23 protein-coding genes are annotated in these 23854 nt (G+C 69.5%); 21 read left to right on the top strand and 2 right to left on the bottom strand.

The genetic code is table 11. The features are described 5' to 3' along the window. Positions 1-6 precede the first annotated feature (6 nt). Together OG974_RS16200 and OG974_RS16195 are read left to right on the top strand one after the other, a co-directional pair. Positions 7-1335, top strand: a complete 1329-nt coding sequence (locus OG974_RS16200; RefSeq protein ID WP_371643525.1) for a hypothetical protein — start codon at positions 7-9, stop codon at positions 1333-1335. Positions 1336-1429: 94 nt separating this feature from the next. Next, on the top strand, positions 1430-2578 hold the full coding sequence (locus OG974_RS16195) for a sensor histidine kinase (RefSeq protein ID WP_371643523.1): 1149 nt from the start codon (positions 1430-1432) through the stop codon (positions 2576-2578). A 7-nt stretch (positions 2579-2585) separates the two neighbouring features. Here OG974_RS16195 and OG974_RS16190 read toward each other — a convergent pair whose 3' ends face one another. Beyond that, complete coding sequence (locus tag OG974_RS16190) at positions 2586-3635, bottom strand: rod shape-determining protein (RefSeq protein ID WP_327283415.1); 1050 nt, start codon at positions 3633-3635, stop codon at positions 2586-2588. Positions 3636-3752: 117 nt separating this feature from the next. Here OG974_RS16190 and OG974_RS16185 point away from each other — a divergent pair, with 117 nt between their 5' ends. The 16 genes from OG974_RS16185 to OG974_RS16110 all read left to right on the top strand — a co-directional run bounded on the left by OG974_RS16185 (position 3753) and on the right by OG974_RS16110 (position 18673). Then, on the top strand, positions 3753-5282 hold the full coding sequence (locus tag OG974_RS16185) for a folylpolyglutamate synthase/dihydrofolate synthase family protein (RefSeq protein WP_327283414.1): 1530 nt from the start codon (positions 3753-3755) through the stop codon (positions 5280-5282). 3 nt (positions 5283-5285) lie between these two features. Next, a complete protein-coding gene (locus tag OG974_RS16180; RefSeq protein ID WP_327283413.1) occupies positions 5286-5630 on the top strand; it encodes a DUF4233 domain-containing protein in 345 nt (114 codons plus the stop codon). A 78-nt stretch (positions 5631-5708) separates the two neighbouring features. Beyond that, positions 5709-6122, top strand: a complete 414-nt coding sequence (gene ndk, locus OG974_RS16175; protein WP_327283412.1) for a nucleoside-diphosphate kinase — start codon at positions 5709-5711, stop codon at positions 6120-6122. Positions 6123-6415: 293 nt separating this feature from the next. Then, positions 6416-7435 carry a rod shape-determining protein gene (locus OG974_RS16170; protein WP_008738981.1) on the top strand — a complete coding sequence of 340 codons (1020 nt, stop codon included), beginning with the start codon at positions 6416-6418 and terminating at the stop codon, positions 7433-7435. Positions 7436-7562: 127 nt separating this feature from the next. Then, on the top strand, positions 7563-8507 hold the full coding sequence (gene mreC / locus OG974_RS16165; protein WP_327283411.1) for a rod shape-determining protein MreC: 945 nt from the start codon (positions 7563-7565) through the stop codon (positions 8505-8507). 11 nt (positions 8508-8518) lie between these two features. Next, entirely contained in the window at positions 8519-9223 is a 705-nt protein-coding gene (mreD, locus tag OG974_RS16160; protein WP_327283410.1) for a rod shape-determining protein MreD, read from the top strand. 13 nt (positions 9224-9236) lie between these two features. Next, positions 9237-11414, top strand: a complete 2178-nt coding sequence (mrdA, locus tag OG974_RS16155; RefSeq protein WP_327283409.1) for a penicillin-binding protein 2 — start codon at positions 9237-9239, stop codon at positions 11412-11414. A gap of 7 nt (positions 11415-11421) precedes the next feature. Continuing rightward, positions 11422-12621 (top strand): rod shape-determining protein RodA, encoded by a 1200-nt coding sequence (gene rodA, locus OG974_RS16150; protein ID WP_327283408.1) that lies wholly within the window; start codon positions 11422-11424, stop codon positions 12619-12621. Between the two features lie 82 nt (positions 12622-12703). Continuing rightward, a complete protein-coding gene (locus tag OG974_RS16145; protein ID WP_327283407.1) occupies positions 12704-14227 on the top strand; it encodes a CYTH and CHAD domain-containing protein in 1524 nt (507 codons plus the stop codon). Positions 14228-14318: 91 nt separating this feature from the next. Continuing rightward, complete coding sequence (locus OG974_RS16140) at positions 14319-16244, top strand: TIGR03960 family B12-binding radical SAM protein (RefSeq protein WP_371643519.1); 1926 nt, start codon at positions 14319-14321, stop codon at positions 16242-16244. A gap of 29 nt (positions 16245-16273) precedes the next feature. Beyond that, entirely contained in the window at positions 16274-16435 is a 162-nt protein-coding gene (locus tag OG974_RS16135; protein WP_371643517.1) for a hypothetical protein, read from the top strand. Positions 16436-16603: 168 nt separating this feature from the next. Beyond that, entirely contained in the window at positions 16604-16810 is a 207-nt protein-coding gene (locus tag OG974_RS16130) for a hypothetical protein (RefSeq protein ID WP_210989046.1), read from the top strand. Next, positions 16794-17309, top strand: a complete 516-nt coding sequence (locus tag OG974_RS16125) for a DUF6879 family protein (protein WP_371643515.1) — start codon at positions 16794-16796, stop codon at positions 17307-17309. The genes OG974_RS16130 and OG974_RS16125 overlap by 17 nt, the downstream gene beginning before the upstream one ends. Then, on the top strand, positions 17306-18139 hold the full coding sequence (locus OG974_RS16120) for a helix-turn-helix domain-containing protein (protein ID WP_371643513.1): 834 nt from the start codon (positions 17306-17308) through the stop codon (positions 18137-18139). Before OG974_RS16125 ends, OG974_RS16120 begins: the two co-directional genes overlap by 4 nt. An 88-nt stretch (positions 18140-18227) precedes the next feature. Next, entirely contained in the window at positions 18228-18455 is a 228-nt protein-coding gene (locus OG974_RS16115; RefSeq protein WP_371643511.1) for a hypothetical protein, read from the top strand. Further along, complete coding sequence (locus OG974_RS16110) at positions 18455-18673, top strand: hypothetical protein (protein WP_371643509.1); 219 nt, start codon at positions 18455-18457, stop codon at positions 18671-18673. The genes OG974_RS16115 and OG974_RS16110 overlap by 1 nt, the downstream gene beginning before the upstream one ends. A 370-nt stretch (positions 18674-19043) precedes the next feature. On the opposite strand, the gene OG974_RS16105 is transcribed toward OG974_RS16110, so the two are convergent. Further along, positions 19044-20618, bottom strand: coding sequence for a recombinase family protein (locus tag OG974_RS16105; protein WP_371643507.1), 1575 nt, complete (start codon positions 20616-20618; stop codon positions 19044-19046). Positions 20619-20792: 174 nt separating this feature from the next. On the opposite strand from OG974_RS16105, the gene OG974_RS16100 reads away from it, so the two are divergent. The 3 genes from OG974_RS16100 to OG974_RS16090 all read left to right on the top strand — a co-directional run bounded on the left by OG974_RS16100 (position 20793) and on the right by OG974_RS16090 (position 23719). Next, positions 20793-21620: an SAVMC3_10250 family protein gene (locus tag OG974_RS16100; protein WP_371643505.1), complete on the top strand. Its 828-nt coding sequence runs from the start codon at positions 20793-20795 to the stop codon at positions 21618-21620. 217 nt (positions 21621-21837) lie between these two features. After that, positions 21838-22812 (top strand): hypothetical protein, encoded by a 975-nt coding sequence (locus OG974_RS16095; RefSeq protein ID WP_327283405.1) that lies wholly within the window; start codon positions 21838-21840, stop codon positions 22810-22812. Positions 22813-22939: 127 nt separating this feature from the next. Continuing rightward, positions 22940-23719, top strand: coding sequence for a TIGR03936 family radical SAM-associated protein (locus OG974_RS16090; RefSeq protein WP_371643503.1), 780 nt, complete (start codon positions 22940-22942; stop codon positions 23717-23719). The last annotated feature ends 135 nt before the right edge of the window (positions 23720-23854 follow it).

Below are 23854 nucleotides of genomic sequence, written 5' to 3'. Positions count from 1 at the left end.
GCCCGCATGAGAAACCGAGAGCCCCTCGTGACGAACGAGAAGTACGCGACCAACGCGACCAACGAGAACAGTGCGACCAACGAGAGCAGCGCGAACGGCGCGAAGACGAAGCGCTCCAAGGTCCCCCTGCTCGCGGTCCTCCCGGTGACCGTGACTTCCCTGGTCCTCGGACTACCCTTCGTGATCGGCGACCACCCCCTGCGCTGGAGGTCGGGCTCGCTCAAGCCGATCCTGGTCCTGCACGACTCCACTCCCGCCAAGGGCGCCGCCGCCGTCCTCGCCGGCGGGGGAGGGGGCGCGGCCGAGCCCGCAGAGCCCGCCGGACCCGCACCGAAGGTGGACAAGCCCTGGAAGCCCGGCATGCCCGAGTGGGGCGTCCAGATCTTCTGGGAGGACAAGAAGGAGCACAGCGACGCGTACGTCGAGAAGAAGGCGCGCGAGCAGGCCGACTACCTCGTCGCACTGAAGGCCAACGCCGTCGCCGTCTCCTTCCCGTTCTACACGGAGGGCCGCACCTCGACGAAGCTCGCGGCGGGCAAGAGCACCCCGACGCCCGAGCACCTCGACACGGTCCTGCGCGTCTTCCACGAGGCGGGACTGCGCACCACCGTCCGACCGACCCTGGACGAGGCGGCGCTCGTGCCGCCGGAGGGCTGGCGCGGCAACATCAAGCCGGCCGACAAGGAGGCCTGGTTCGAGTCGTACGAAGCCCTGCTCGGCCCGTACCTCGACGTGGCGCGGCGGCAGCAGGCGGCGACGTTCGTGATCGGGACGGAACTGAACTCGATGGAGGGCCACCCGGCCTGGAAGTCACTGATCGCGGCGGCCGAGAAGCGGTTCAAGGGCGAGGTGTCCTACGACGCGAACTGGGACAACTACGTGGGCGGCCGCATTGACGTGCCCGTCAGCCGGCTCGGCGTCGACGCCTACTTCCCCGTGAAGGTCGCCGACGACGCTCCCGTGGACCAGCTCGTCGCCGGCTGGAACGGCTGGCTCGACAAGAAGAGCAAGGGCGCACTGCCGCGGATCGTGCTGGCCGAGGCGGGCATCAGTGCCATGGACGGGGCGTACCACGCACCCGGCGACTTCTACGCGAAGCGCGGGCTGAATCCCGCGGTGCAGGCCAACTGGTACAAGGCGGTCTGCCAGGTCGTCCGGGAGCGCAAGATGGCGGGCGTCTACTGGTGGTCGGTCTACTTCGACTCCGACCCCAAGGCCGCTCCGAAGGAGGAGGAGTCCCGGCTCAACTTCACCGGCCGCCCGGACACCGAGCGGGAGATCCGCTCCTGCTTCGGCTCCGACTACGCGGGTCCGGGCACCGAACCCGCGTCCTGACCGGATGCCCCGAGTTGTCCGGAGTGTCGGACATCACGTTTTCAGCCGGGTTGGCCGATCCGATCCCCCTCGGCGAGCACGGATGATGGAAGGCATGTACGTCCCGCCCGTCGCCTCGGCGCTCCACCGGGCCGCGGCCGCCGGCCGCCGGCTCGGCGAGAGCTGGGCCGGATCACCCCGGGCGCTTGACGTGCTCACCGCACTGAGCTGCCTGGCCCTGATGGCGCTGGACCTGCCCGGCCTGGCCGCGGCGGACAACTCGCTCACCGGACCGACGGCCGCCGTCGTGCTCGCCGCCGGGTGCACCGGTCTCGTGGTGCGCCGCCGGGCGCCCTGGGTCTCGTACCTCACCGCGCTGCTCTTCATCGGCTGGCTGCACGAACTGACACTGATCCAGTTCGCGCTCTACTCGGTCGGCCGCTACCGGGGGCGACGCCCCGCGGTCCTGGCCACCCTGGGGTACGTGGCCTTCGCGCTCATCGTCTTCAGCGTCCCCGGCTGGCCCGAACCGCATGCCGCGACCCTCAGCGCCTTCCTCAGCCTGGTCGTGCCGATCGGGGTGCTCGCCTCGGCCGTCGGCGTCGCCGCCTACCGGCACGACCTCGTGCGCGAGGTGGCCGCCCGGCGCGCCGAGTCGGCCGTCCTGCAGGCGGTCCAGCAGGAGCGCACCTCGGTCGCCCGCGACGTCCACGACTTCGTCGGCCGGGAACTGACGCTGCTGACGGTGCGCTCCGAAGTGCTCTCGGTGCGGGCGCGCGAGACGGCGCACGCGAAGGACTTCGAAGAGCTGGCCGACACCGCCCGCCGGGCCCATCTGGTGCTCAACGAGATCATCGTGCAGCGCGGGGAACGGGCCGCGACCCCGGGGGTGGACGGGCTGCCGGCCCTTGCCGAGGAGAGCGGTCGGGCCGGCTCTCCCGTACGGCTGACCCTTGACCCGCACGTGCACGGGCTGTCGCCGCTGCGCCAGGCCGCGGTCTACCGGGTGGTGCAGGAGTGCCTAACCAACGCGGCCAAGCACGCCTGCGGGGAGACCGTCGACGTGTCGATCGAGGCGGACGGCCCACAGCTACGGATCGCCGTCAGGAACGGCCTGGCCGCCCGCGCGCCGGCCCGCGCACCCGTCTCCGCGGGCTCGGGGACGGCGAGCATGTCCGAGCGCGTGCGCAGCCTGGGGGGAACCCTGACGGCGACGCGCACGCAGGACGCGTACACGGTGGTGGCCACCCTCCCGCGCGGGTGACGGCTGCTCAGGCCTTCGCCGGCACCAGCAGGCTGCCCAGGGTGTCCAGGTCTTCCACGCACCTGCCGGAGCCCAGCGCCACGCAGTCCAGCGGGGCGTCGGCGACGAAGACGGGGATGCCCGTCGCGGAGGCCAGCCGCAGGTCCAGGCCCGGCAGCAGCGCGCCGCCACCGGTCAAGGTGATGCCGTGCTCCATCACATCGCCCGACAGCTCCGGCGGGCACTCCTCCAGGGTGGCGCGCACCGCAGCGATGATCGCCTCGACCGGCTCGTCAAGCGCGGCCCGTACGTCCGCCGCGCCCAGCGGGAGCGTCCTCGGCATGCCGCCGACCCGCTCCCGTCCGCGCACCGTGAAGGTCCGCTCCTCCAGTTCCGGCCGGTCCGGCACCGGCCAGGCCGACCCGACGGCGACCTTGACGTCCTCGGCGGTGCGCTCCCCGATGAGCAGCCCGTGCTCCTTGCGCACGTAGTCCGTGATCGCGGCGTCCAGCCGGTCCCCGCCGACCCGCAGCGAGCGGGCGGTGACGATTCCGCCGAGCGAGATGACGGCGACCTCGGTGGTGCCGCCGCCGATGTCCACCACCATCGAGCCGCGCGCCTCGGCCACCGGCAGGCCGGCGCCGATCGCCGCCGCCATCGGCTCCTCGATCAGGTGGACGGCCCTGGCTCCGGCCCGGGTCGAGGCGTGGACGATGGCCCGCCGTTCGACCGGGGTGACCCCGGAGGGCACGCAGATCACCATCCGGGTGCGGGGCCGCCGGCCGGGCACGGCTTTGCGGACGAAATGCCGGATCATCTCCTCGGCGGCCTCGTAGTCGCAGATCACCCCGTCCTTCAGGGGGCGGATCGCGGTGATGGAGCCGGGGGTGCGGCCGATGGTCTCCTTGGCCTCGGCCCCGACGGCCAGCGCGGTGGTGGTGCCCGCCTTGACGGCCACCACGGACGGCTCATTGAGGACGATCCCGTGGCCCCGGGCGTAGACCAGGGTGTTCGCGGTCCCCAGATCGATCCCTATGTCGCGGCTGGAAGCGGACTTGTTACTGCTGGCCTGCGGCATTTGTTCCCCTATCTCCTGCCCGCAAGGCTTGCATAACGATCCGGTCGCAACGGGCGCCGAACGTCCCGAAACGGCCGGGTCGAAAGTCCCCGGGTCCCCCGTCCGTAGACTGGCCCCGTGAGTGAGCAGCAGCCCGAGAGCAACGGACCCGACGACCGCGACGAGACCACCGAGGTCTTCGACCGGATCGTGGCCGAAGAGTCCGACCGCGACCCCGACCTGGCGGTGATCGAGGCCGGCAGCCGCACCCTGCGCGCCCAGGCAGGCCCGCCCCGGGGTGAGCCGGTATCCGCGCGGCCCCTCGACCCGGAGGTGGCACGGGCGCTCCAGGAGGTGGAGCAGGAGCTCTCCACCCGCTGGGGCGAGACCAAGCTGGAGCCGTCCGTCACGCGGATCGCCTCCCTGATGGACGTGCTGGGCGAACCGCAGCACGCGTACCCCTCCATCCACGTCACCGGCACCAACGGCAAGACCAGCACCGCCCGCATGATCGAGGCCCTGCTGGGCGCCTTCGAGCTGCGCACCGGCCGCTACACCAGCCCGCACGTGCAGTCGGTCACCGAGCGGATCAGCCTCGACGGGGCGCCGATCAGCGCCGAGCGCTTCGTCGAGACGTACTACGACATCAAGCCGTACGTGGAGATGGTCGACGCCTCCGAGGAGTTCCGACTGTCCTTCTTCGAGGTGCTCACCGGCATGGCGTACGCGGCGTTCGCGGACGCCCCCGTCGACGCGGCCGTCATCGAGGTCGGCATGGGCGGCACCTGGGACGCCACGAACGTGATCGACGGCTCGGTCGCGGTCATCACTCCGATCAGCCTGGACCACACGGACCGCCTCGGCGCCACGCCCGGCGAGATCGCCCTGGAGAAGGGCGGCGTCATCAAGCAGGACGCCACCGTGATCCTGGCGCAGCAGCCGGTGGACGCGGCGCAGGTGCTGCTGAAGAAGGCCGTCGAGGTCGACGCGACGGTCGCCCGCGAGGGCATGGAGTTCGGCGTCGTCTCGCGCGAGGTGGCGGTCGGCGGGCAGATGCTGACGCTGCGCGGCGTGGGCGGCGAGTACGACGGCATCTTCCTGCCGCTGTACGGGGCCCACATGGCGCACAACGCGGCGGTGGCGCTGGCTGCGGTCGAGGCCTTCTTCGGTGTCGGCGCGGAGCAGTCGCGCGAGCTGGACGTGGAGACCGTGCGCAGGGCCTTCGCCTCGGTGACCTCGCCGGGCCGGATGGAGGTCGTGCGGCGCAGCCCGACGGTGGTCCTGGACGCGGCGCACAATCCGGCGGGCGCGCAGGTCACGGCGGAAGCGGTGACCGAGGCCTTCGGCTTCAGCCGGCTGATCGGGGTCATGGCCGCGAGCGAGGGCAAGGACGTGAAGGGGGTCCTGGAGGCCTTCGAGCCGATCTTCGCGGAGGTCGTCGTCACGGAGAACTCCAGCCACCGGGCGATGTCCGCGGACGAGCTGGCGGCGGTCGCGGTCGAGGTCTTCGGACCGGACCGGGTGCAGGTGGAGCCGCGGCTGGACGACGCCCTGGAGGCGGCGATCACCCTCGCGGAGGAAGAGGCCGAGTACGGAGGGGCCGGGGTCCTGGTGACCGGTTCCGTGATCACGGTGGGCGAGGCCCGCCTGCTGCTGAAGAGGGGCTGAGGGATGCGCACGCTGTGTGCTTCGACGCTGATCGGCGAGTTCTTCGTGATCGGCTTCGCGGGGCTGGTGGCCATGAAGAACCCGGACCTGACCCAGGCCACGGTGTGGACGGTCTGCGGGATCGCCATGCTGCTGTCGGTGCTGCTGTGCGGGATGCTGTCGCGCCCGGGCGCGGTCCAGATCGGCTGGGCGCTGCAGATCGGGCTGATCCTGAGCGGCTTCGTCGTCCCGATGATGTTCTTCCTCGGTGCGGTGTTCGCTGGGCTGTGGTGGTGCTCGGTGCACTACGGCGCCAAGATCGACGCGATCAAGGCCCGCTGGGCGGCGCAGAGCGAGGCCCAGGCCTGACCGGGTCCGTGCGAGGGCCCTACCCGGGGCCCCTGTAGCCTCGGGGAACCGCACCCGTTTGCCGCAAGGAGTTGGAAAATGACCCAGCGCACTCTCGTCATCCTCAAGCCGGACGCCGTCCGTCGCGGCCTGGTGGGCGAGATCATCGGCCGCATCGAGCGGAAGGCCGGCTGGACCATCGCCGCTCTGGAGCTGCGCACGCTGGACCAGGAGACCCTGGAGGCCCACTACGGCGAGCACAAGGGCAAGCCGTTCTACGAGCCCCTCATGGGCTTCATGGCCAGTGGTCCCGTCGTCGTCCTCGTGGCCGAAGGGGAACGCGTGATCGAGGGTGTCCGCCAGCTGGCCGGTCCCACTGACCCGATTGCCGCGGCACCCGGCTCCATCCGGGGGGACTTCGGCACCGTCACCCGCGAGAACCTGATCCACGCCTCGGACTCGGAGGAGTCCGCCGAGCGCGAGCTGAAGCTGTTCTTCCCCACCCTGGGATGAGTCCTTCCTGACGTAACATCAGCCGAATAGCGCTCATGACCTGGGGCGACCGAAGTAATTTCGGTCGCCCTTCGGTATAGCCGGGCGCTTGCGGGAACGCATGTGCAGGACACGTCGTCACCACTAAGGGGGCGGGTTTCCGTTCCGGCGGGATTGCCGGAGTCCCGTCGCGCGGTGTTCGTACTTACGGCACTACGATGGGGCCTCCACCCACACACCCACCTCGCCGACCTGACAGCAGCCGCTATCAACTGGAAGGCCAGACGCTCCTCATGGGGAACAAGGGGAACAACATGTCGTTCATCGGCCGTGACATGGCGATCGACCTCGGGACCGCCAACACGCTGGTGTACGTGAGGGGCCGGGGGATCGTCCTGAACGAGCCGTCCGTGGTCGCCATCAACACGAACACCGGCGGCATCCTGGCGGTCGGCTCCGAGGCGAAGAAGATGATCGGCCGGACGCCCGGCAACATCGTCGCCGTCAGGCCCCTCAAGGACGGCGTGATCGCCGACTTCGAGATCACCGAGCGCATGCTCCGGTACTTCATCCTCAAGATCCACAAGCGCCGCTACCTGGCCCGTCCGCGCGTCGTGGTCTGCGTCCCCTCGGGCATCACCGGAGTGGAGCGCCGCGCCGTCATCGAGGCGTCCACGCAGGCCGGCGCCCGCCAGGTGCACATCATCGAGGAGCCCATGGCCGCCGCCATCGGCTCGGGCCTGCCCGTCCACGAGGCCACCGGCAACATGGTCGTGGACATCGGCGGCGGCACCACCGAGGTCGCCGTCATCTCCCTCGGCGGAATCGTCACGGCGCAGTCCATCCGGGTGGCCGGCGACGAGCTCGACAACGCGATCATCCAGCACATCAAGAAGGAGTACTCGCTCCTCCTCGGTGAGCGGACCGCCGAGCAGATCAAGATCACCATCGGGTCGGCGTACGACCTCGACAAGGACGAGCACACCGAGATCCGCGGCCGGGACCTGGTCTCCGGCCTCCCGAAGACGGTCGTGATCTCCGCCGCCGAGGTCCGCAAGGCCATCGAGGAGCCGGTCAACGCCATCGTCGACGCCGTCAAGACGACCCTCGACAAGTGCCCGCCGGAGCTCTCCGGCGACATCATGGACCGCGGCATCGTCCTGACCGGCGGCGGCGCCCTGCTGCGCGGCCTCGACGAGCGGCTGCGCCGCGAGACGGGCATGCCGATCCACATCGCCGAGGACCCGCTCGACTCCGTAGCCCTCGGCTCCGGCAAGTGCGTGGAGGAGTTCGAAGCGCTCCAGCAGGTCCTGGACGCCCAGCCCCGGCGCTGATAAAGACCCCCGTCCGGGGGCCATGCGGAACACAAGGATCCGCCGTACGGGTGCTGCCGCGCCCGTGCGGCGGATCGTTGATATACAGACCAAGAACATTTCGACGAGGAAGGCACGGCCGCCGCACGTGAGGGACACACGAGAAAGCCGGCTGCTCCTGGTGCTCCTGATCGCCATCGCGTTCGCATTGATCACGGTGGACATCAGGGCAGGCGAGGAGTCACCGGTCGACGGCGCCCGGCAGGCCGCCGCAGCGGTCTTCGGCCCGGTCGAGGAGGGCGTGGCGACCGCGGTCGACCCGGTCGCCAACGCGATAGGGGCCGTACGGGACTCCGGCGAGCGCCACAACCGCATCGCCACGCTGGAGCGCGAGAACGCGGCCCTGAAGGCCAAGCTGGGCAGTGACGACCAGACCCGCAGCCGCATCCACGAGCTCGACGAAATGCTCAAGCGGGCCGGCGCCGGACAGTACGGCATCAAGGGCGCCGAGGTCATCGCCATAGGAGCGGCCCAGGGCTTCTCCTGGACCGTGACGATCGACGCCGGGACCAAGGACGGCATCGAGCGCGACATGACCGTCATCAACGGGGACGGACTCGTCGGCCGGGTCGCCACCGTCGGCCCCGACACCGCCACCGTCGTCCTCGCCAACGACCCCGACTTCACGGTGGGAACCCGCCTGGAGAAGACCGGCGAGCTCGGCTTCGCCACCGGCCAGGGCGACCGCGCGCTGTCCGTCCAGATGCTCAACGGCAAGGCCAAGGTCAGCCCCGGCGACCGGCTCGTCACCTTCGGCTCCCGCGGCAACAAGCCGTTCGTGCCCGGCGTTCCGATCGGCGAGGTGGTCAAGGTCGACCCCTCGCGCGGCGACCTGACCCGCACGATCTGGGTCCGCCCGTTCGTCGGCTTCTCGCGCCTCGACATCGTCGGCGTCGTCGTCATGCCGCCGCGCGAGGACCCGCGCGACGCCGTTCTGCCCCCCAAGCCCGAGGTGAAGCCCACCCCGACGGTCACCGTCACGGTCACCCCGTCACCGTCCGCCAGTGTGCCCGGCAAGCCGGCCGACGAGTAGGAGCTGACCCCATGCGCTTCAACCGGATCCTGCTCTCGGCCACGCTGGTCGTGGTCGCCCTCGTCATCCAGGTCTCCGTACTGGGCCGGCTGCAACTGCCCGGAGCCGTACCCGACCTGGTCCTGCTCACCGTCGTGGCCCTCGCCCTCGTGTACGGGCACCTCAGCGGCGCGCTCATCGGCTTCGCCGCCGGACTCCTCGCCGACCTGGCCCCGCCCGCCGACCACGCCGCCGGGCGGTACGCGCTCGTGCTGTGCGTCATCGGGTACGCCGCCGGCCTGGTCCGGCCCGACTCCGGGCGGTTCCGGTCCGCCTGGGGCCCGTTGCTGACCGTCGTCGGCGCGGCGATCGGCTCCACCCTCCTGTACGCGGGCGTGGGCGCCCTTGTCGGCGACACCGCCGCCCGCCACGTCGGGCTCACCGGGCTGCTGTTCACCGCGACCCTCTACGACCTGCTGCTCGCCCCGTTCACCGTGCCGTTCATCATGGCGCTGGCCCGGCGCGCCGAGAACGACCCGATGGCCGTCGAGGCGAACGGCGGCCCCGCCAAGGCCGCTGACGTGTCCTCCGGATGGCTCTCCGGCGGAACCGGCCTGCGCATCGGCAGCCAGCGCGGCGGCCTGCGGCGGGGGATCGCCCGCAGCCGAGCCAACAAGGCCGTCCGGATAAAGGGCGTCAAGGGAATCAAGAGTGTGAAGAGCGTCAAGAAGCTGTGAGGGGGGAGTTCCCGTGACCAACGTTCCCGAGACCGGCCGCACCTCTCGGGTGCAGATCCGGCTCGTGATCCTCCAGGTGCTCGTCTTCTCCTTCCTGTTCACCCTCGGCGGGCGCCTGTGGTACCTACAGATCCGCAACGGCGCGGAGTACTACCACGAGGCCAAGAGCAACCACGTCCAGCAGGTCGTCCAACCGGCCGTCCGCGGCTCGATCCTGGACGCCCGTGGTGTCCCGATCGCCGACAACGAGACCCGTCTGGTCGTCTCCGCCAGCCGCACGGCGCTGATGAAGATGAAGGACAAGGGCAAGGACGTCCTGGGCCGGCTCTCCGACGTGCTGGACATGAAGCCGCAGGACGTCATGAACAAGGTCCGCATCTGCGACTCCCAGACCCCCAAGCCCTGCTGGAACGGCTCCCCCTACCAGCCGATCCCGGTCACCACCGAGGCCACCACCCAGCAGGCCCTGCAGATCCGCGAGCGCCCCGAGGAGTTCCCCGGCATCACCGCCGAGCCGACCGCCGTACGCCGCTACCCCGCGCCCGGCGGCGCCAACACCGGCCAGGTGCTCGGCTACCTCTCCCCGGTCACCGACGACGAGATCCAGAAGGCCAAGAACACCAACTCGCCGCTGCTGCGCTCCGACCAGGTCGGCCGCTTCGGCCTGGAGCGCACGTACGACAGGACCCTGCGCGGCAAGTCCGGCGTCACCCGCTACGAGGTCGACAACCTCGGCCGGGTCATGGGCCAGGCCAAGAACGACCCGGCGATCCCCGGCGCCCACCTCGTGACCAGCATCGACGCCCGCGTCCAGGGCGTCGCCGAATTCGAGCTGAACGCGGCCATGGTCGAGGCGCGCAAGCAGATCGACCGCAACACAGGCGTCCCGTACAAGGCCGACGCCGGCGCCGTCGTCGTCCTGGAATCCAAGACGGGCCGGGTCGTGGCCATGGCCTCCGCCCCGACGTACGACCCGAACGTCTGGGTCGGCGGGATCTCCGGCAAGGACTACGCCAAGCTCACCGCCAAGGAGTCCAACGTCCCGCTGATGAACCGGGCGATCCAGGGCCAGGCGGCCCCGGGCTCCATCTTCAAGGTCATCCCGACCGCGGCCGCGGTCAACGCCGGGTACAAGTTCGACGGCGAGTACCCCTGCCCGAGCTCGTACTCGATCGGCGGCCAGGTCTTCAAGAACTTCGAGTCCCAGGGCCACGGCTCGATCACCCTCGGCCGGGCCCTCGAAGTCTCCTGCGACACCGTCTTCTACGCCCTCGGCCACAAGGAGTGGCTCAAGGACGGCGGGCTCAAGCCGAAGAAGCCCCCGGCCGAGATCTTCTACAAGACCGCCCACCAGTTCGGGCTCGGCGCCGAGACCCACGTGGACCTGCCGGGCGAGGAGAAGGGCCGGGTCCCGGACCGCCGCTGGAAGCAGGCGTTCTGGAAGGCCAACAAGGACATGTGGTGCAAGGTCGGCAAGAAGGGCGGCACCTACGTCGAGCTGCTGTCCTACGAGAACTGCCTCGAAGGCAACCTCATGCGCGCCGGCGACGCCATCAACTACTCCATCGGCCAGGGCGACACCCTGGTCACCCCGATCCAGATGGCCACCATCTACGCTGCCATCTGCAACGGCGGCACCCTGTGGAACCCGACCATCGGCAAGGCCATCGTCAGCGCCGACGGCAAGCAGATCGAGGAGATCAAGCCGCAGGCCCACGGCCGGCTCCCGATGACCGAGACCACCCGCCGCCAGATCGGCGAGGCCCTGGAGGGTGTCGCCACCCGCGGCACCGCCGCCTGGCGCTTCGGCGGCTGGCCGCAGAAGCAGATCCCCATGCACGCCAAGACCGGCACCGCCGAGGTCTACGGCAAGCAGACCACCTCCTGGTTCGCCACGTACACCGAGGACTTCACGATCGTGATGACGATCTCCCAGGGCGGTACGGGTTCGGGTGCCTCCGGCCCCGCCGTCCGCAACATCTACAACGCCATCTACGGCCTCGACATGGCCGGCAAGCAGGACGTCAACAAGGCCTTCCTGCTCAAGCCGGAGAGCAAGCTGCCCGCCATCCAGCCCGACGGCTCGATCGACGCCCCCGACATCAAGCCGTACGTACCCCCGTCCCCGGAGGAACTGGCGCCGCCCGCGCTCGCCGGTCCCCCCGCCCCGCCCGCCGCGCGGCAGGACTGAGACCCCGATGCAGACCGCGAACAAGTTCTCCGTATCCCGGTACGCGCCCGAGCGCGGCGCGATGGCCAAGTTGACCTCGCGCGACTCGGTGCTGCGCCGGCTCGACTGGCCGATACTCCTCTCCGCGCTCGCCCTGTCCTTCATCGGCGCGCTGCTGGTGTGGTCGGCGACCCGCAACCGCACCCAGCTCAACCAGGGCGACCCGTACTACTTCCTGGTCCGGCACGCCATGAACACCGGCATCGGCCTCGTGCTGATGATCGGCACCATCTGGCTCGGCCACCGCACCCTGCGCGGCGCCGTGCCGATCCTGTACGGGCTGTCCCTGGTGCTCATCCTCGCCGTGCTCACCCCGCTCGGCGCCACCATCAACGGCGCCCACGCGTGGATCGTGATCGGCGGCGGCTTCTCGCTCCAGCCCTCCGAGTTCGTGAAGATCACGATCATCCTGGTCATGGCGATGCTGCTGGCCACCCGGGTGGACGCGGGCGACCTCACCCATCCGGACCACCGGACCGTGGTCAAGGCGCTGTGCCTGGCCGCCGCGCCGATGGGCATCGTCATGCTGATGCCCGACCTCGGCTCCGTCATGGTCATGGTCATCATCGTGCTCGGCGTGCTGCTCGCCTCCGGCGCCTCCAACCGCTGGGTGCTCGGCCTGCTCGGCTCCGGCGCGGCCGGCGCCGTCCTGATCTGGCAGCTCGGCGTGCTCGACGAGTACCAGATCAACCGCTTCGCGGCCTTCGCCAACCCCGACCTCGACCCCGCCGGCGTCGGCTACAACACCAACCAGGCGCGCATCGCGATCGGCTCCGGCGGCCTCACCGGCTCCGGACTCTTCAAGGGTTCGCAGACCACCGGTCAGTTCGTGCCCGAGCAGCAGACCGACTTCGTCTTCACGGTGGCGGGGGAGGAGCTGGGCTTCGTCGGCGCCGGGCTGATCCTGGTCCTGCTCGGCATCGTGCTCTGGCGGGCCTGCATGATCGCCCGCGAGACCACCGAGCTGTACGGGACGATCGTGTGCGCCGGGATCATCGCCTGGTTCGCCTTCCAGGCGTTCGAGAACATCGGCATGACCCTTGGGATCATGCCGGTGGCGGGGCTCCCGCTGCCGTTCGTCTCCTACGGAGGATCATCGATGTTCGCCGTGTGGGTGGCGGTCGGACTGCTCCAGTCGATCAGGGTGCAACGGCCGATGTCGGCCTAGCGGGGGCCGATCTTCGGCCGGTTCCACCAGCGATCGCCCGTTCACCCTGACGTCGCCGTCCGTTCAGGACTAAGTTCGATCCATGGCGGACACGAAACGCGAGATCGAGCGCAAATTCGAGTTCACGACGAGCAAGGCCGCGCGCCGCGGAGTCCCGGACCTGACCGGCACGGCCGCGATCGCGGTCGTCGCCGACCAGGGCACCGTCGACCTCGACGCCGTCTACTACGACACCCCCGACCAGCGGCTCGCCGCCGACGGCCTCACCCTCAGGCGCCGCACCGGCGGCGCCGACGCGGGCTGGCACCTCAAACTGCCCGTCTCCCCGGGCGTCCGTGACGAGATCGCCGCCCCCCTCGGCGACACCGTCCCCCGCGCCCTCGCGGCCCTCGTCCGCTCCCGTGTCCGCGACGCCGCCCTGGAACCGCAGGTCCGGCTGCTGTCCTCCCGCCGCATCAGCCACCTCCTCGACGCCGACGGCGTCCTCCTCGCGGAACTCTCCACCGACGCCGTCCGCGCCGAGCGCGACGAGGCCTCCGCGTCCTGGACCGAGGTCGAGGTCGAACTCGCCGACGGCATCGACCCCGCCCTCCTCGACGCCGTCGAGAAGAAGTTCCGCAAAGCCGGGCTCCAGGTCAGCGACGCCCCCTCCAAACTCGCCCGAGCCCTCACCGAAACCGGTGGCGAGCCGCCGCACCGGCCCGATCCCGCTCCCGCCGACGACACCGCCGGGGCTCACGTGCTCGCGTACCTGCGCGAACAACGGGACTCCCTCATCGCCCACGACCCCGCCGTCCGCCGCAACCTGCCCGACTCCGTCCACCAGATGCGGGTCGCCTGCCGCCGGATGCGCAGCGCCTTCAAGTCCCACCGCAAGGTCCTCGACCGCGCCGCCACCGACCCGCTCGGCGAGGAGCTCCGCTGGCTGGGCGCCGAGCTCGGCCTCGACCGCGACCAGGAAGTCCTCTTCGAACGGATCCAGACCCGGATCGCCGAGCTCCCGCGCACCCTGGTGATCGGACCGGTCCGCGGCCGTCTGCGGGTATGGAACAACGCCCGCCGCTCCAGTACGCGGCGCAGGGCCCTCGCCGCGCTCGACGGCAAGCGGTACGCGGCCCTGCTCGACGCCCTCGACGCCCTGCTGGCCGACCCGCCCCTGCGCCCGGCCGCGGCCGAGCCCGCCGCCCGGGTCCTGCCCAAGGCCGTGCTCAAGGACTACGACCGCCTCGCCACCCGGGTCGCGGACGCCCTCGACCAGGATCCGGGCGAACCGCGCGACCTCGCCCTCCACGGAGCCCGCAAGGCCGCCAAACGCGCCCGCTACGCGGCGGAGGCGGCCACGCCGAAGCTCGGCAAACCGGCGAAGCAGCTGACCAAGGCCGCGAAATCGGTACAGAGCCTGCTCGGCGACCACCAGGACAGCGTCGTCGCCCGCCAGGCCCTGCACGGCCTCGGCGTCCAAGCAGCCGGAGCGGGAGAGTCCGCTTTCACCTGGGGCGTGCTCTACGCCCACGAGGAGGCCCTGGCCGAGCGGAACGAAAGGGAGCTTCCGGACGTATGGCGGCAAGCGGCCGACCCCACCTTCCGGGCGGACCTCGGCGCCTAGGCGGCACTGGGGCGGTGATCTTGGCGGCGGGAGGCGGCTGCGCCTCGGGTTACGCTTGAGAGTCGCCCCCTGCCCGCTTCTCGAAAGTCGCGTGATGTCCGAGTCGGTCTTCCCACAGCTCGAAGCTCTGCTCCCGCATGTGCAGAAGCCCATCCAGTACGTCGGCGGTGAGCTCAACTCCACCGTCAAGCCGTGGGATTCCTGTGACGTCCGCTGGGCGCTCATGTACCCGGACGCGTACGAGGTCGGCCTGCCCAACCAGGGCGTCATGATCCTGTACGAGGTGCTGAACGAGCGCGAGGGCGTGCTCGCGGAGCGCACGTACAGCGTGTGGCCCGACCTCGAAGAGCTGATGCGCGAGCACGACGTGCCGCAGTTCACCGTGGACAGCCACCGCCCCGTGGGCGCCTTCGACGTGTTCGGCCTGTCCTTCTCCACGGAGCTGGGCTACACGAACATGCTCACGGCCCTGGACCTGGCGGGCATCCCGCTGGAGGCCCGCAACCGCACGGTCGACCACCCCATCGTCCTCGCGGGCGGCCACGCGGCCTTCAACCCCGAGCCGATCGCGGAATTCATCGACTGCGCGGTCATCGGCGACGGCGAGCAGGCCGTCCTCGACATGACGGAGATCATCCGTACGTGGAAGGCCGAGGGCCGTCCGGGCGGGCGCGAGGAGGTCCTCTTCCGCCTGGCCAAGACCGGCCAGGTCTACGTGCCGGGCTTCTACGACGTGGACTACCTGCCCGACGGCCGCATCGCGCGCGTCGCGCCGAACAAGTCGGGCGTCCCGTACCGCGTGTCCAAGCACACGGTCATGGACCTCGACGAGTGGCCGTACCCGAAGCAGCCGCTGGTCCCGCTCGCCGAGACCGTCCACGAGCGGATGTCCGTCGAGATCTTCCGCGGCTGCACCCGCGGCTGCCGTTTCTGCCAGGCCGGCATGATCACGCGCCCCGTGCGGGAGCGAAGCATCACCGGCATCGGCGAGATGGTCGAGAAGGGTCTGAAGGCCACGGGCTTCGAGGAGGTCGGCCTCCTCTCCCTGTCCTCCGCGGACCACACCGAGATCGCCGACATCGCCAAGGGCCTCGCGGACCGCTACAGCGACGACAAGGTGGGCCTGTCCCTGCCGTCGACCCGCGTGGACGCGTTCAACGTGGACCTGGCGAACGAGCTGACCCGCAACGGGCGCCGCTCCGGCCTGACCTTCGCCCCCGAGGGCGGCTCCGAGCGCATGCGCAAGGTCATCAACAAGATGGTCTCGGAAGAGGACCTGATCCGCACCGTCGCCACCGCGTACGGCAACGGCTGGCGCCAGGTGAAGCTGTACTTCATGTGCGGCCTGCCGACCGAGACCGACGAGGACGTCCTCCAGATCGGCGACATGGCGGTCAACGTCATCGCCAAGGGCCGCGAGGTCTCCGGCCAGAACGACATCCGCTGCACGGTGTCGATCGGCGGATTCGTGCCGAAGCCGCACACCCCGTTCCAGTGGGCGCCGCAGCTGTCGGCCGAGGAGACGGACGCGCGCCTGACGAAGCTGCGGGACAAGATCCGCGGCGACAAGAAGTACGGCCGCTCGATCGGCTTCCGCTACCACGACGGCAAGCCGGGCATCGTCGAGGGCCTCCTCTCGCGCGGCGACCGCCGCATCGGCGACGTCATCCGCGCCGTGTACGAGTCGGGCGGCCGCTTCGACGGCTGGCGCGAGCACTTCTCGTACGACCGCTGGATGGAGGCCGCGGAGAAGACGCTCCCGGCGTACGGCGTCGACGTGGCCTGGTACACGACCCGCGAGCGCACCTACGAGGAGGTCCTGCCCTGGGACCACCTGGACTCCGGTCTCGACAAGGACTGGCTCTGGGAGGACTGGCAGGACGCCCTCGACGAGACCGAGGTCGAGGACTGCCGCTGGACCCCGTGCTTCGACTGCGGCGTCTGCCCGCAGATGGACACGGCCATCCAGATCGGCCCGACCGGCAAGAAGCTGCTCCCGCTCACGGTCAAGAAGTAGCTGTGAACAGCGGCGATGCCATCCAGCGGATGGCTGAGGCGCTTGCCGACGTACCCGAGGCGGAGCGTGCCGAAGCCCTTCGAGGGCTCGGCGTGAAGGAGCGCGAGCAGGCTCCCCGCCCCACGCGGCGCACGCCGCTCCCCGCCCCTCGGCGGGACCCGGGCATCGTCTCGGCGGTCGAGTGGGTGTAGGGCGTAGAGAGGCGTTCGGACGATCCTGTCCGGGCGCCTCTCGGCGTTCATGGGCCCTGTTTATGCGACAACGTGCATGAGTCACGTCCGTGCATGGACGGTCGCGATCGGCCCCCGTACGGTCGTCTCTGCCGGCCCGTCCGGGCCGGCAAGCCAAGGGGGTTCCGCATGGCACGCGAAGAGCTGACTCGGCTCACTGGCAACGGCAACGGCACGTGTGGAGAGGACGACTGCCCGAACGTCTACCGCACCGCTTCCGGCTCCATCGTGGTTCAGGGCGATGTGTCCGACGCCTTTACTCCCCCGCAGGGGGAAGGGCTCGTGGAGATCCCCGAGAGTGTGCTTCGGGAGGCTGTTCGTGCTCTTGGATGGTGACGAGTGGCGGGCGATGCTCCGGGGCTTCCAGTCGGAGGCGTGGCGACTGGAGACCCTGCCCCAGTACCTCGTACCGCAGGAGGCGGAGGAGCTCGAAGCCTTCCGGGCAGGCAAGCGCGTCGCCCCACACGCCTACTCGTCCGCGTACACGGAAGACCTGAAGCGGTTGCGCGGCGAAGGGAAGACCAAGGGGCGAGTGCACATCCTGACTCGACCGCTCTCCGAGTACCTGCGCTTCGAGTTCTCGCGGTACTACGCCCCGCATGTGCTCGCCGGGGAGGACATCCGCATCCTTGACGTGACCGAGCGGGAGAACCCGTTGCCGGATGTCGAGGACTTCTGGATGTTCGACCGCTCGACGGTCGTCCTGATGCACTATGAGGGCGACGGCACGCAGATCGGCCGGGAGCTGTACAAGGGTGATCCTGCGCCGTTCATCGAGTGGCAGCGCATCGCCGTTGCCGAGTCGGTTCCCTTCTTGGAGTACGTGAACGGGTGACGTTCGAAGCTGAGCAGCTCGGCGAGTCCGGCCCGGAACTTGCTTCGCTGCTCCGAGATCTACGCAAGCGAGCCGGTCTCTCCGGGGATCGGCTCGCAGCGCGCTGCAACATGTCCCAGTCGAAGGTGTCTCGCATCGAGAACGGCCGGACACGGCCGTCCCTGGTCGATGTCGAGCAGATCTTGCGGGCGCTGGACGCTCCGCCGGCACTGGTCGTCGAGGTCTCCGCCCTCGCCAGGATGGCGAACACCGAGTGGCGGAACCTCCGAGAGCTTCGGCGCAAGGGGCTCGGTACGAGACAGGCCGAGCTGAAGTCGCTCGAAGTGTCCTCCACGCAGATGCGGTACTTCCTGCTCTCGATGGTCACCGGGCTGCTCGCGACACCGGAGTATGTACGGGCGAGTCTGGCTCACTCGACGGCCGACACGAGCAAGTCAGTGGCGGGGAAGCTGGGACGGCAAGCCGTTCTTTACGATGCCTCGAAGCGGTTCACGTTCGTTCTGACCGAGCAGGCGGTTCGCTGGCCGGTCGTCTCCCCGCTGGCACTGGCCGAGCAGATGGACCGGCTGGCGTCCCTGTCCTACCTCCCGAACGTTCAGATCGGGGTGATCCCTGTAGGTGCACCGACGCCCCGAACCCCTTTGAGTACGTTCACCATCTACGACGCCGCGCTGGTCACCATCGAGACGACGGCGGGAAGCCTCGTGCTCCGTGACAGCCGAGACGTTCAGGCGTACCTGAAAGAGTTCACCGGGTACGAGGAACACGCCCTCTTCGACGAAGACCTCCGGGCACGGCTCGCCGAGTGGTCCGCCGCTTGCCGTGCATGACTTCAGTCGACTACGCGACTGAAGCGCCATCCCGTGCGCACCCGGGGGGATCATCCTTCGGCAGGCGAACAGTCGGGAGGCCGCACGGATGAATACACCGAAGACGAAGACGAAGACGAAGACGACGACGACGATGGCAGGGCCGGTGAACCTGACCCTTCCCATGGGAGACCCGAACCCCGTCGCGGGATGTCGGCATTGCCTCGGCGTCGCCGTGGCCCGAGCCAACGCCCGATCGGTCGGCGACTACTCGAAGGCGACGGACGCGAACGTCGTGCTCCGCACGCACCTGCGGGCAGACCACGGGGCCGAGTGATGGCTCGCACGGTCCTGCGGTTCGTGACGCACCGGATCACGCAGCATCCGGACACGGACGTGACCTATGAGGCGGAGTGCCTGCACTGCAAGTGGAAGGCGGAGCCGTCGACGGACGGCGCGGCGGTCGATGTCGAGTGCATGAGCCACACCGGCCTGAGCAACCATCGCGGCTTTCGGCGGATCTGTACGTCGTTCGCCATGGTGGTGCGGGGCTGATAGCCACCAGCCGCCCCCCTTCCTGCGGGGCATGGCCGCTGTCGTGCGTCTCTCCCTCGATGAGGGGTGAGGTGCAGACCTCACAAGTCCAGACGACTTCGATCGTGATGTTCAAGGGCTGGTGACTCCTAGCGCTGGCCGAGGACAGCACGGAGCCGCGCCTCGGCGTTGGGTGGAAGTCGCGCGGTACCGTCCTGCGCTTCGGGATGTCCTCGACGTCCCTGCGAGCCCCTCGGGATCGCGGCTCCTCACGGAGTGGCCAGCTCTACCGTCGCTGAACGGCAGGAGCTACGGTGTCCGCTCCCAGAAGGAGCGGGGGAGTCTTCCCATCCGGAACCCGGGCCCGGAGATGTCTGTCCCTGCTCCCTCGTCAGAGCGTTGCGGCGAAGTCGTCGCCCTTGATGACCAGGCGTTCGCGGACGTCGCGCGGGATCTTGAGCCGCAGGTGTACGGACGGGGCGCGCACCCCCTTGACCTTCTTACGGGTCACCTCGCACGTGACGCCCACGCGGCGCAGGTCCTCAGCCATGGCCTCCATGCCGCCCGTTTCCCACATCTCCCGGAAGGTCTTGCCGTTGTGCACGAGGACCCAACGGTCTTGCGTGGTCTCGGGATCGACGGCATTCAACTCTTCCGTGAGCTTGTCGAGCGTCTTCTCCGCTCGCTCGCGAGTGAACCGCGTCTTCGAGAAGCGGCCCTCTGGTTCGAGCTCCGCCATGTAATAGGAGATGGCATCTTCGAGCCGCTTCACTTCGGCGCGTGCCTCGGCTCCCTTCGCGTACTCCCGGACTTGGACGGGGAAGTCGCCGAGGACGCGCAGCACGTCGCCCACGAGGACGTCGTAGACGTCCTGCGGGTTGGGTGCGCCGAGCCCGCCGCCCTTGCACTTGCCGCAGCGCAGGTAGGTGTAGCTCCGGCCGTTGCTCATGTTCTTCTGCACGGTCATGTTGGTCGAGCAGTCGACGCAGATCAATACGCCGAGGAACTGCGTCGCTCCGCCCGCCTGCCGAGTGGGTTGGCTCTTGCCCCGGCGATCGAGTGCCGCTTGAAGGGTCTCGAACTCCTCCTCGGTGAAGATCGGGGGGCCGACCCGTATCGGCTTGCCGTCGTTGCCGAGGACGAGCCTGCTCCGTCGCTTCCCGCCCTCCTTGTTCTCCTCGACCCGGTAGCCCATAAGTGCGGGGTTACGAAGGCGGCGAAGGAGAGTCGACGTCGTGAGCCCCGTCGACATGAGACCGGAGCGGACGAGACAGAGGGCCATGCGTCGGGCGGAGACGCCCCGGAGCGCCATGCGTCGGGCCCAGTGCAGTGCCTTGTGTGCGCTCGGCTCGATGGCGAGCGCCGGCCTGCCGTCCGCCTTCGTCGTGACGTAGCCGTAGGTCGGCTTCCCGACGAGCCATGAGTCCTGCGTGCGCGCGTAGTCCCACAGTGACGTGACGCGGGTCGACGTGTTCGCCGCCTCGATCTCGGCGATGCCGCCGATGAGCGTGACCATGATCCGGCCCACGGTCGTGCTGAGGTCGATCGCGTCGTTCTTCGATACGAGGTTCTTCCCGTACCGCTCGCACCACTCGATCGTCGTGGACAGGTCCGTCATGCGACGGATGAAGCGGTCGAGCTTCCAGAAGAGCAGAGCATCGAACTCCGGGGCCCGGTTGTTGAGCCACTCTCCGAGTTCCTTCCGCTTCCACGGCGGAACCTTCGTCGCCGACACGTTGAGATCGGAGGCGACGCCGACGACGCGATACCCCTTCTCCCTGGCCAGGAGACGTAGGCCGAGTTCCTGTAGCACCGGCGATGTCGTGTCTTCCGTAAGTACGGACAGGCGGACGGAGAGGAGTGCGCGCGGAGCGTCCTCGGGGAGCAGAGCCTCCGCCCGCTTCAGGTCCTCCAGGAGGTCCAGGTCCGAGGCAGTCCACTCGCTCTCGATGTCGTACGTCTTCATGGTTACGGAGAGTATAGATTGAATATAGTCTTGTCTCGTTGTTTCCTGCATGGAAACACACATCAGGGTCCTTGGTCGCGGTGAACCGTCCAACTGGTTGAGTCCGGCGCGTGTTCGGGAATGCTCACCCAGCCCGCCTGCCTGGTGGGCTGGTTCTGGGGCCCTGGAGGCGGCATGAGGGAGTTGCTGTACCTGTCCAGTGCGAAGCTCGCAGAGTTCCTGCCCGAGAGGGGTGGTGGGTTCTCCGGTCGGGCGGTGGAGGCAGAAGTGTCAGCGCTCGGCGCGGGTATGCGCCTGGCGGTGGGTGAATCCCCATCCGTTGAAGAGTCACTGGGGGAGCGCTTACAGCAGGTGCTTGATCACGTCAGTGCCAAGTGTGAGGCGCACACGAGCTTCCCGGACTCCTGCGAGTCGCTCACCGCCTATGACTGGCTTGAGTTCACAGGGTTCTTCCAGCATGGGCCCAGGGTGCGGGACTGGGGACTCATCGACAGAGGTGTGTACACGTTCATGTCGATTGAAGACCCGTCGTGTGCGCTGAGGCACGGTGACGACAGCTGCGCTGGTGTTCAGGTCATCCTCTGTGGTTCACGGCAGCACGTCCTGACCGAGACTGAGGCTCCACCGACGCGAATGGGGTCTGGGTCTGACTGGCTGCATGATCTAGCCGCTGCCTTGGTCGAGAGGGAAGGGCAAGGAGATACGTCATTGCCGGATGACCTTGATTCCACGAGCCGGCGCGACAAGGAGTTCGCTGCGCGTTCTGCCTACGACATGCTTCTGACCGAGTACGAAGGGCCCGCGCACCTTCACGGCCACGCCCGAGTGTTGTGCAACTTCCCTCCCGGGGTGTGGCAGCACAGGTTGATCGTGGCGACCCCCTTGTATGTGGAGGCTGTACCGCGTCCCCGGCGCGGAGCCATCGGGATCGCTGGGCAGTCAGCTCCTGTCGGCGTGTGGCAGCGATTGCGGCGGGTCGTGCGTCGAGCGATGCGAAGGTGAAAAGCCGATATAGCCCTGTATGAGTATGCCTGCAGATGGACACGCACATCCAGACACGCCCCACGGGCCAGAAGCTGCTCCCGCTGACGGTCGTGAAGTGACCCGCGGCTGACGGCGCACGCACCTCGGCCACGCCCCCCACCGGAAAGGGTGGGGGGCGTGGCCATTTGACCGCCCCCGCCGCAACGGTCGGGGGGTTTCGGGTGTCCTTACGGGTATGGAACTCGACAAGCGGCAGCCCTCGGACCCTGGTGAGGGCTGCCTCGTGGGCGTCATCCGGGTACCCGTCAAGATCGTGGCGCTGATCGTCGTACTGCCCGTACGGGTGGTTTGGGATCTGCTCGTCGCCTTCGGGCGGGCGGTGCACCGGCACGTGCTGGGGCCGTTCTCCGTGTACGTCCTCCAGCCGGTGCTCCGCGCGACCGGCTGGGTGCTGACGGTGCTGCTCAAGCTGGTGTTCGTCTGGCCGTGGGTGGGATCGTGGCGGTTCGTCCTGGAGCCGCTGTACGTCCACCTGCTCGCTCCGGGCGGCCGGCTGCTGTACGCGTACCTCCTGCGTCCGCTCGGCGAGGCGCTCTCCTGGATCGGGCGCGGCGGGATGCGGTACCTGCTGGCGCCGCTCGCCAAGGGGGTGGCGTGGGCCGCGTGGGCGCTCGGCATGGCCCTGTTCGTCTGGCCGTGGGTCGGGTTGTGGCGGTACGTGCTCGCGCCCGTCGGCCGGGGGCTGCTGTGGCTGGCCGGGCTCGTCCTGCGGTACGTGCTCACCCCGGTCGGGCGGGCGTGCGCGTGGTCGGGAGCCGTGGTCTGGCGGTACCTGCTGCGGCCGGTCGGGTTCGGGGCGTACCGGTACGTGCTCGCGCCGCTCGGGCAGGCGCTCGTCTGGGCCTGGCACGTCGCCGGGCGGATCGTGCGGGCCGTGTGGCGGGCGGTCCGACTGGTCGGATGGGTGCTGGTGGGGTGGCCCGTGTCGCAGGTGTACCGGCACGTGCTGACACCGGTCGGACATGTCGTACGAGAGGTGTGGCGCACCGTCCGGTCGACCGTCCGCGAGGTCCGGGCCGAGGTGCGAAAGGTGCTGTTCGGGGGCCCCGGCCGGGAACCGGTGAGGTCACGGGCGCGTACTCTGGGTAGTACGACAGCCGTGGACAACACGCCCGCCCCCGAGAGCGCCCTGCCCCAGCGGCAGGGGTGAGCCGGAGGGCACGGCGTGGGCCGCAGGCTCACCAGACCTCAGGGCGACGCGCGAGCCGCGGAGCCCCGCACAAGGAGAAGAACCACTGGGCAAGCGACAGCCCGAAGGCCCGCCCCCCGCACCGGTGGTGCAGCGCATCAGACTGCGCTACACCAAGCGCGGCCGCCTCCGGTTCACCAGCCACCGAGACTTCCAGCGCGCGTTCGAGCGGGCCCTGCGCCGCGCCGAGGTGCCCATGGCGTACTCGGCGGGCTTCACCCCGCACCCCCGCGTGTCGTACGCGAACGCCGCGCCGACCGGCACCGGCAGCGAGGCCGAGTACCTGGAGATCGCCCTCGCCGATGCCCGCGACCCGGAGAAGCTCCGCGAGCTGCTCGACGAGTCCATGCCGCTCGGGCTCGACATCATCGACGCCGTCGAGGCCCGCACCTCCGGGCTCGCCGACCGGCTGACCGCCTCCGTGTGGGAGCTGCGGCTGGAGGGCGTGCAGGGCGCCGACGCCGAGCGGGCGGTGGAAGCCTTCCTCGCCGCCGAGACCGTGGAGGTGCAGCGCCGCACCAAGAACGGCATGCGCACCTTCGACACCCGCGGTGCCGTGGTGAGCCTTGAGTCGGTTCCTGCCCCGGCTGATAGGCCGCTGGACAATGCCTGTGCGATACTGCGGCTGGTTGTTCGGCATTTGACACCTGCCGTGCGACCCGACGACGTCCTGTCCGGTCTCCGAGCTGTGGCCGACCTGGCGCCGCCGGTCCCCGCAGCGATGACCAGGCTGGCGCAGGGGCTCTTCGACGAGGAGTCCGGCACGGTGACCGACCCGCTCGCGCCCGACCGCGAGGCTGTCACGGCCGCCCCACCCACGGCCGCCGTAGCCGCCGACGCGAAGGCGCCGGAAGGTCCCGCCGCGTAGGGATCGTCGTCGTCGCGCAGCCCTGGCACTCGGGAGCCACCTGGGTCGGGCCGCGCACTGACCTGAAGACTTCCGCCAGGCCGTACGGACAAGACGTACGGAACCGGCGGCCATGGACTACAGCTCCCGTGTGGC

The sequence above is a fragment of the Streptomyces sp. NBC_00597 genome, from assembly GCF_041431095.1.
GTDB lineage: Bacteria > Actinomycetota > Actinomycetes > Streptomycetales > Streptomycetaceae > Streptomyces.
The sequence above is the reverse complement of the archived record's forward strand: the minus strand, read 5'-3'. Positions and strand labels throughout refer to the sequence as shown.

Bases quoted from the DNA above. Each gene is read 5' to 3' on its own strand.
- OG974_RS16100 (WP_371643505.1), top strand. From the start codon at position 20,793: ATGAGGGAGTTGCTGTACCTGTCCAGTGCGAAGCTCGCAGAGTTCCTG.
- OG974_RS16130 (WP_210989046.1), top strand. From the start codon at position 16,604: ATGGCACGCGAAGAGCTGACTCGGCTCACTGGCAACGGCAACGGCACG.
- OG974_RS16145 (WP_327283407.1), top strand. From the start codon at position 12,704: ATGGCGGACACGAAACGCGAGATCGAGCGCAAATTCGAGTTCACGACG.
- OG974_RS16110 (WP_371643509.1), top strand. From the start codon at position 18,455: ATGGCTCGCACGGTCCTGCGGTTCGTGACGCACCGGATCACGCAGCAT.
- OG974_RS16180 (WP_327283413.1), top strand. From the start codon at position 5,286: ATGCGCACGCTGTGTGCTTCGACGCTGATCGGCGAGTTCTTCGTGATC.
- ndk (WP_327283412.1), top strand. From the start codon at position 5,709: ATGACCCAGCGCACTCTCGTCATCCTCAAGCCGGACGCCGTCCGTCGC.
- OG974_RS16170 (WP_008738981.1), top strand. From the start codon at position 6,416: ATGTCGTTCATCGGCCGTGACATGGCGATCGACCTCGGGACCGCCAAC.
- OG974_RS16190 (WP_327283415.1), bottom strand. From the start codon at position 3,635: ATGCCGCAGGCCAGCAGTAACAAGTCCGCTTCCAGCCGCGACATAGGG.
- mreD (WP_327283410.1), top strand. From the start codon at position 8,519: ATGCGCTTCAACCGGATCCTGCTCTCGGCCACGCTGGTCGTGGTCGCC.
- OG974_RS16195 (WP_371643523.1), top strand. From the start codon at position 1,430: ATGTACGTCCCGCCCGTCGCCTCGGCGCTCCACCGGGCCGCGGCCGCC.
- OG974_RS16200 (WP_371643525.1), top strand. From the start codon at position 7: ATGAGAAACCGAGAGCCCCTCGTGACGAACGAGAAGTACGCGACCAAC.
- rodA (WP_327283408.1), top strand. From the start codon at position 11,422: ATGCAGACCGCGAACAAGTTCTCCGTATCCCGGTACGCGCCCGAGCGC.
- OG974_RS16105 (WP_371643507.1), bottom strand. From the start codon at position 20,618: ATGAAGACGTACGACATCGAGAGCGAGTGGACTGCCTCGGACCTGGAC.
- OG974_RS16135 (WP_371643517.1), top strand. From the start codon at position 16,274: ATGGCTGAGGCGCTTGCCGACGTACCCGAGGCGGAGCGTGCCGAAGCC.
- OG974_RS16095 (WP_327283405.1), top strand. From the start codon at position 21,838: ATGGAACTCGACAAGCGGCAGCCCTCGGACCCTGGTGAGGGCTGCCTC.
- OG974_RS16115 (WP_371643511.1), top strand. From the start codon at position 18,228: ATGAATACACCGAAGACGAAGACGAAGACGAAGACGACGACGACGATG.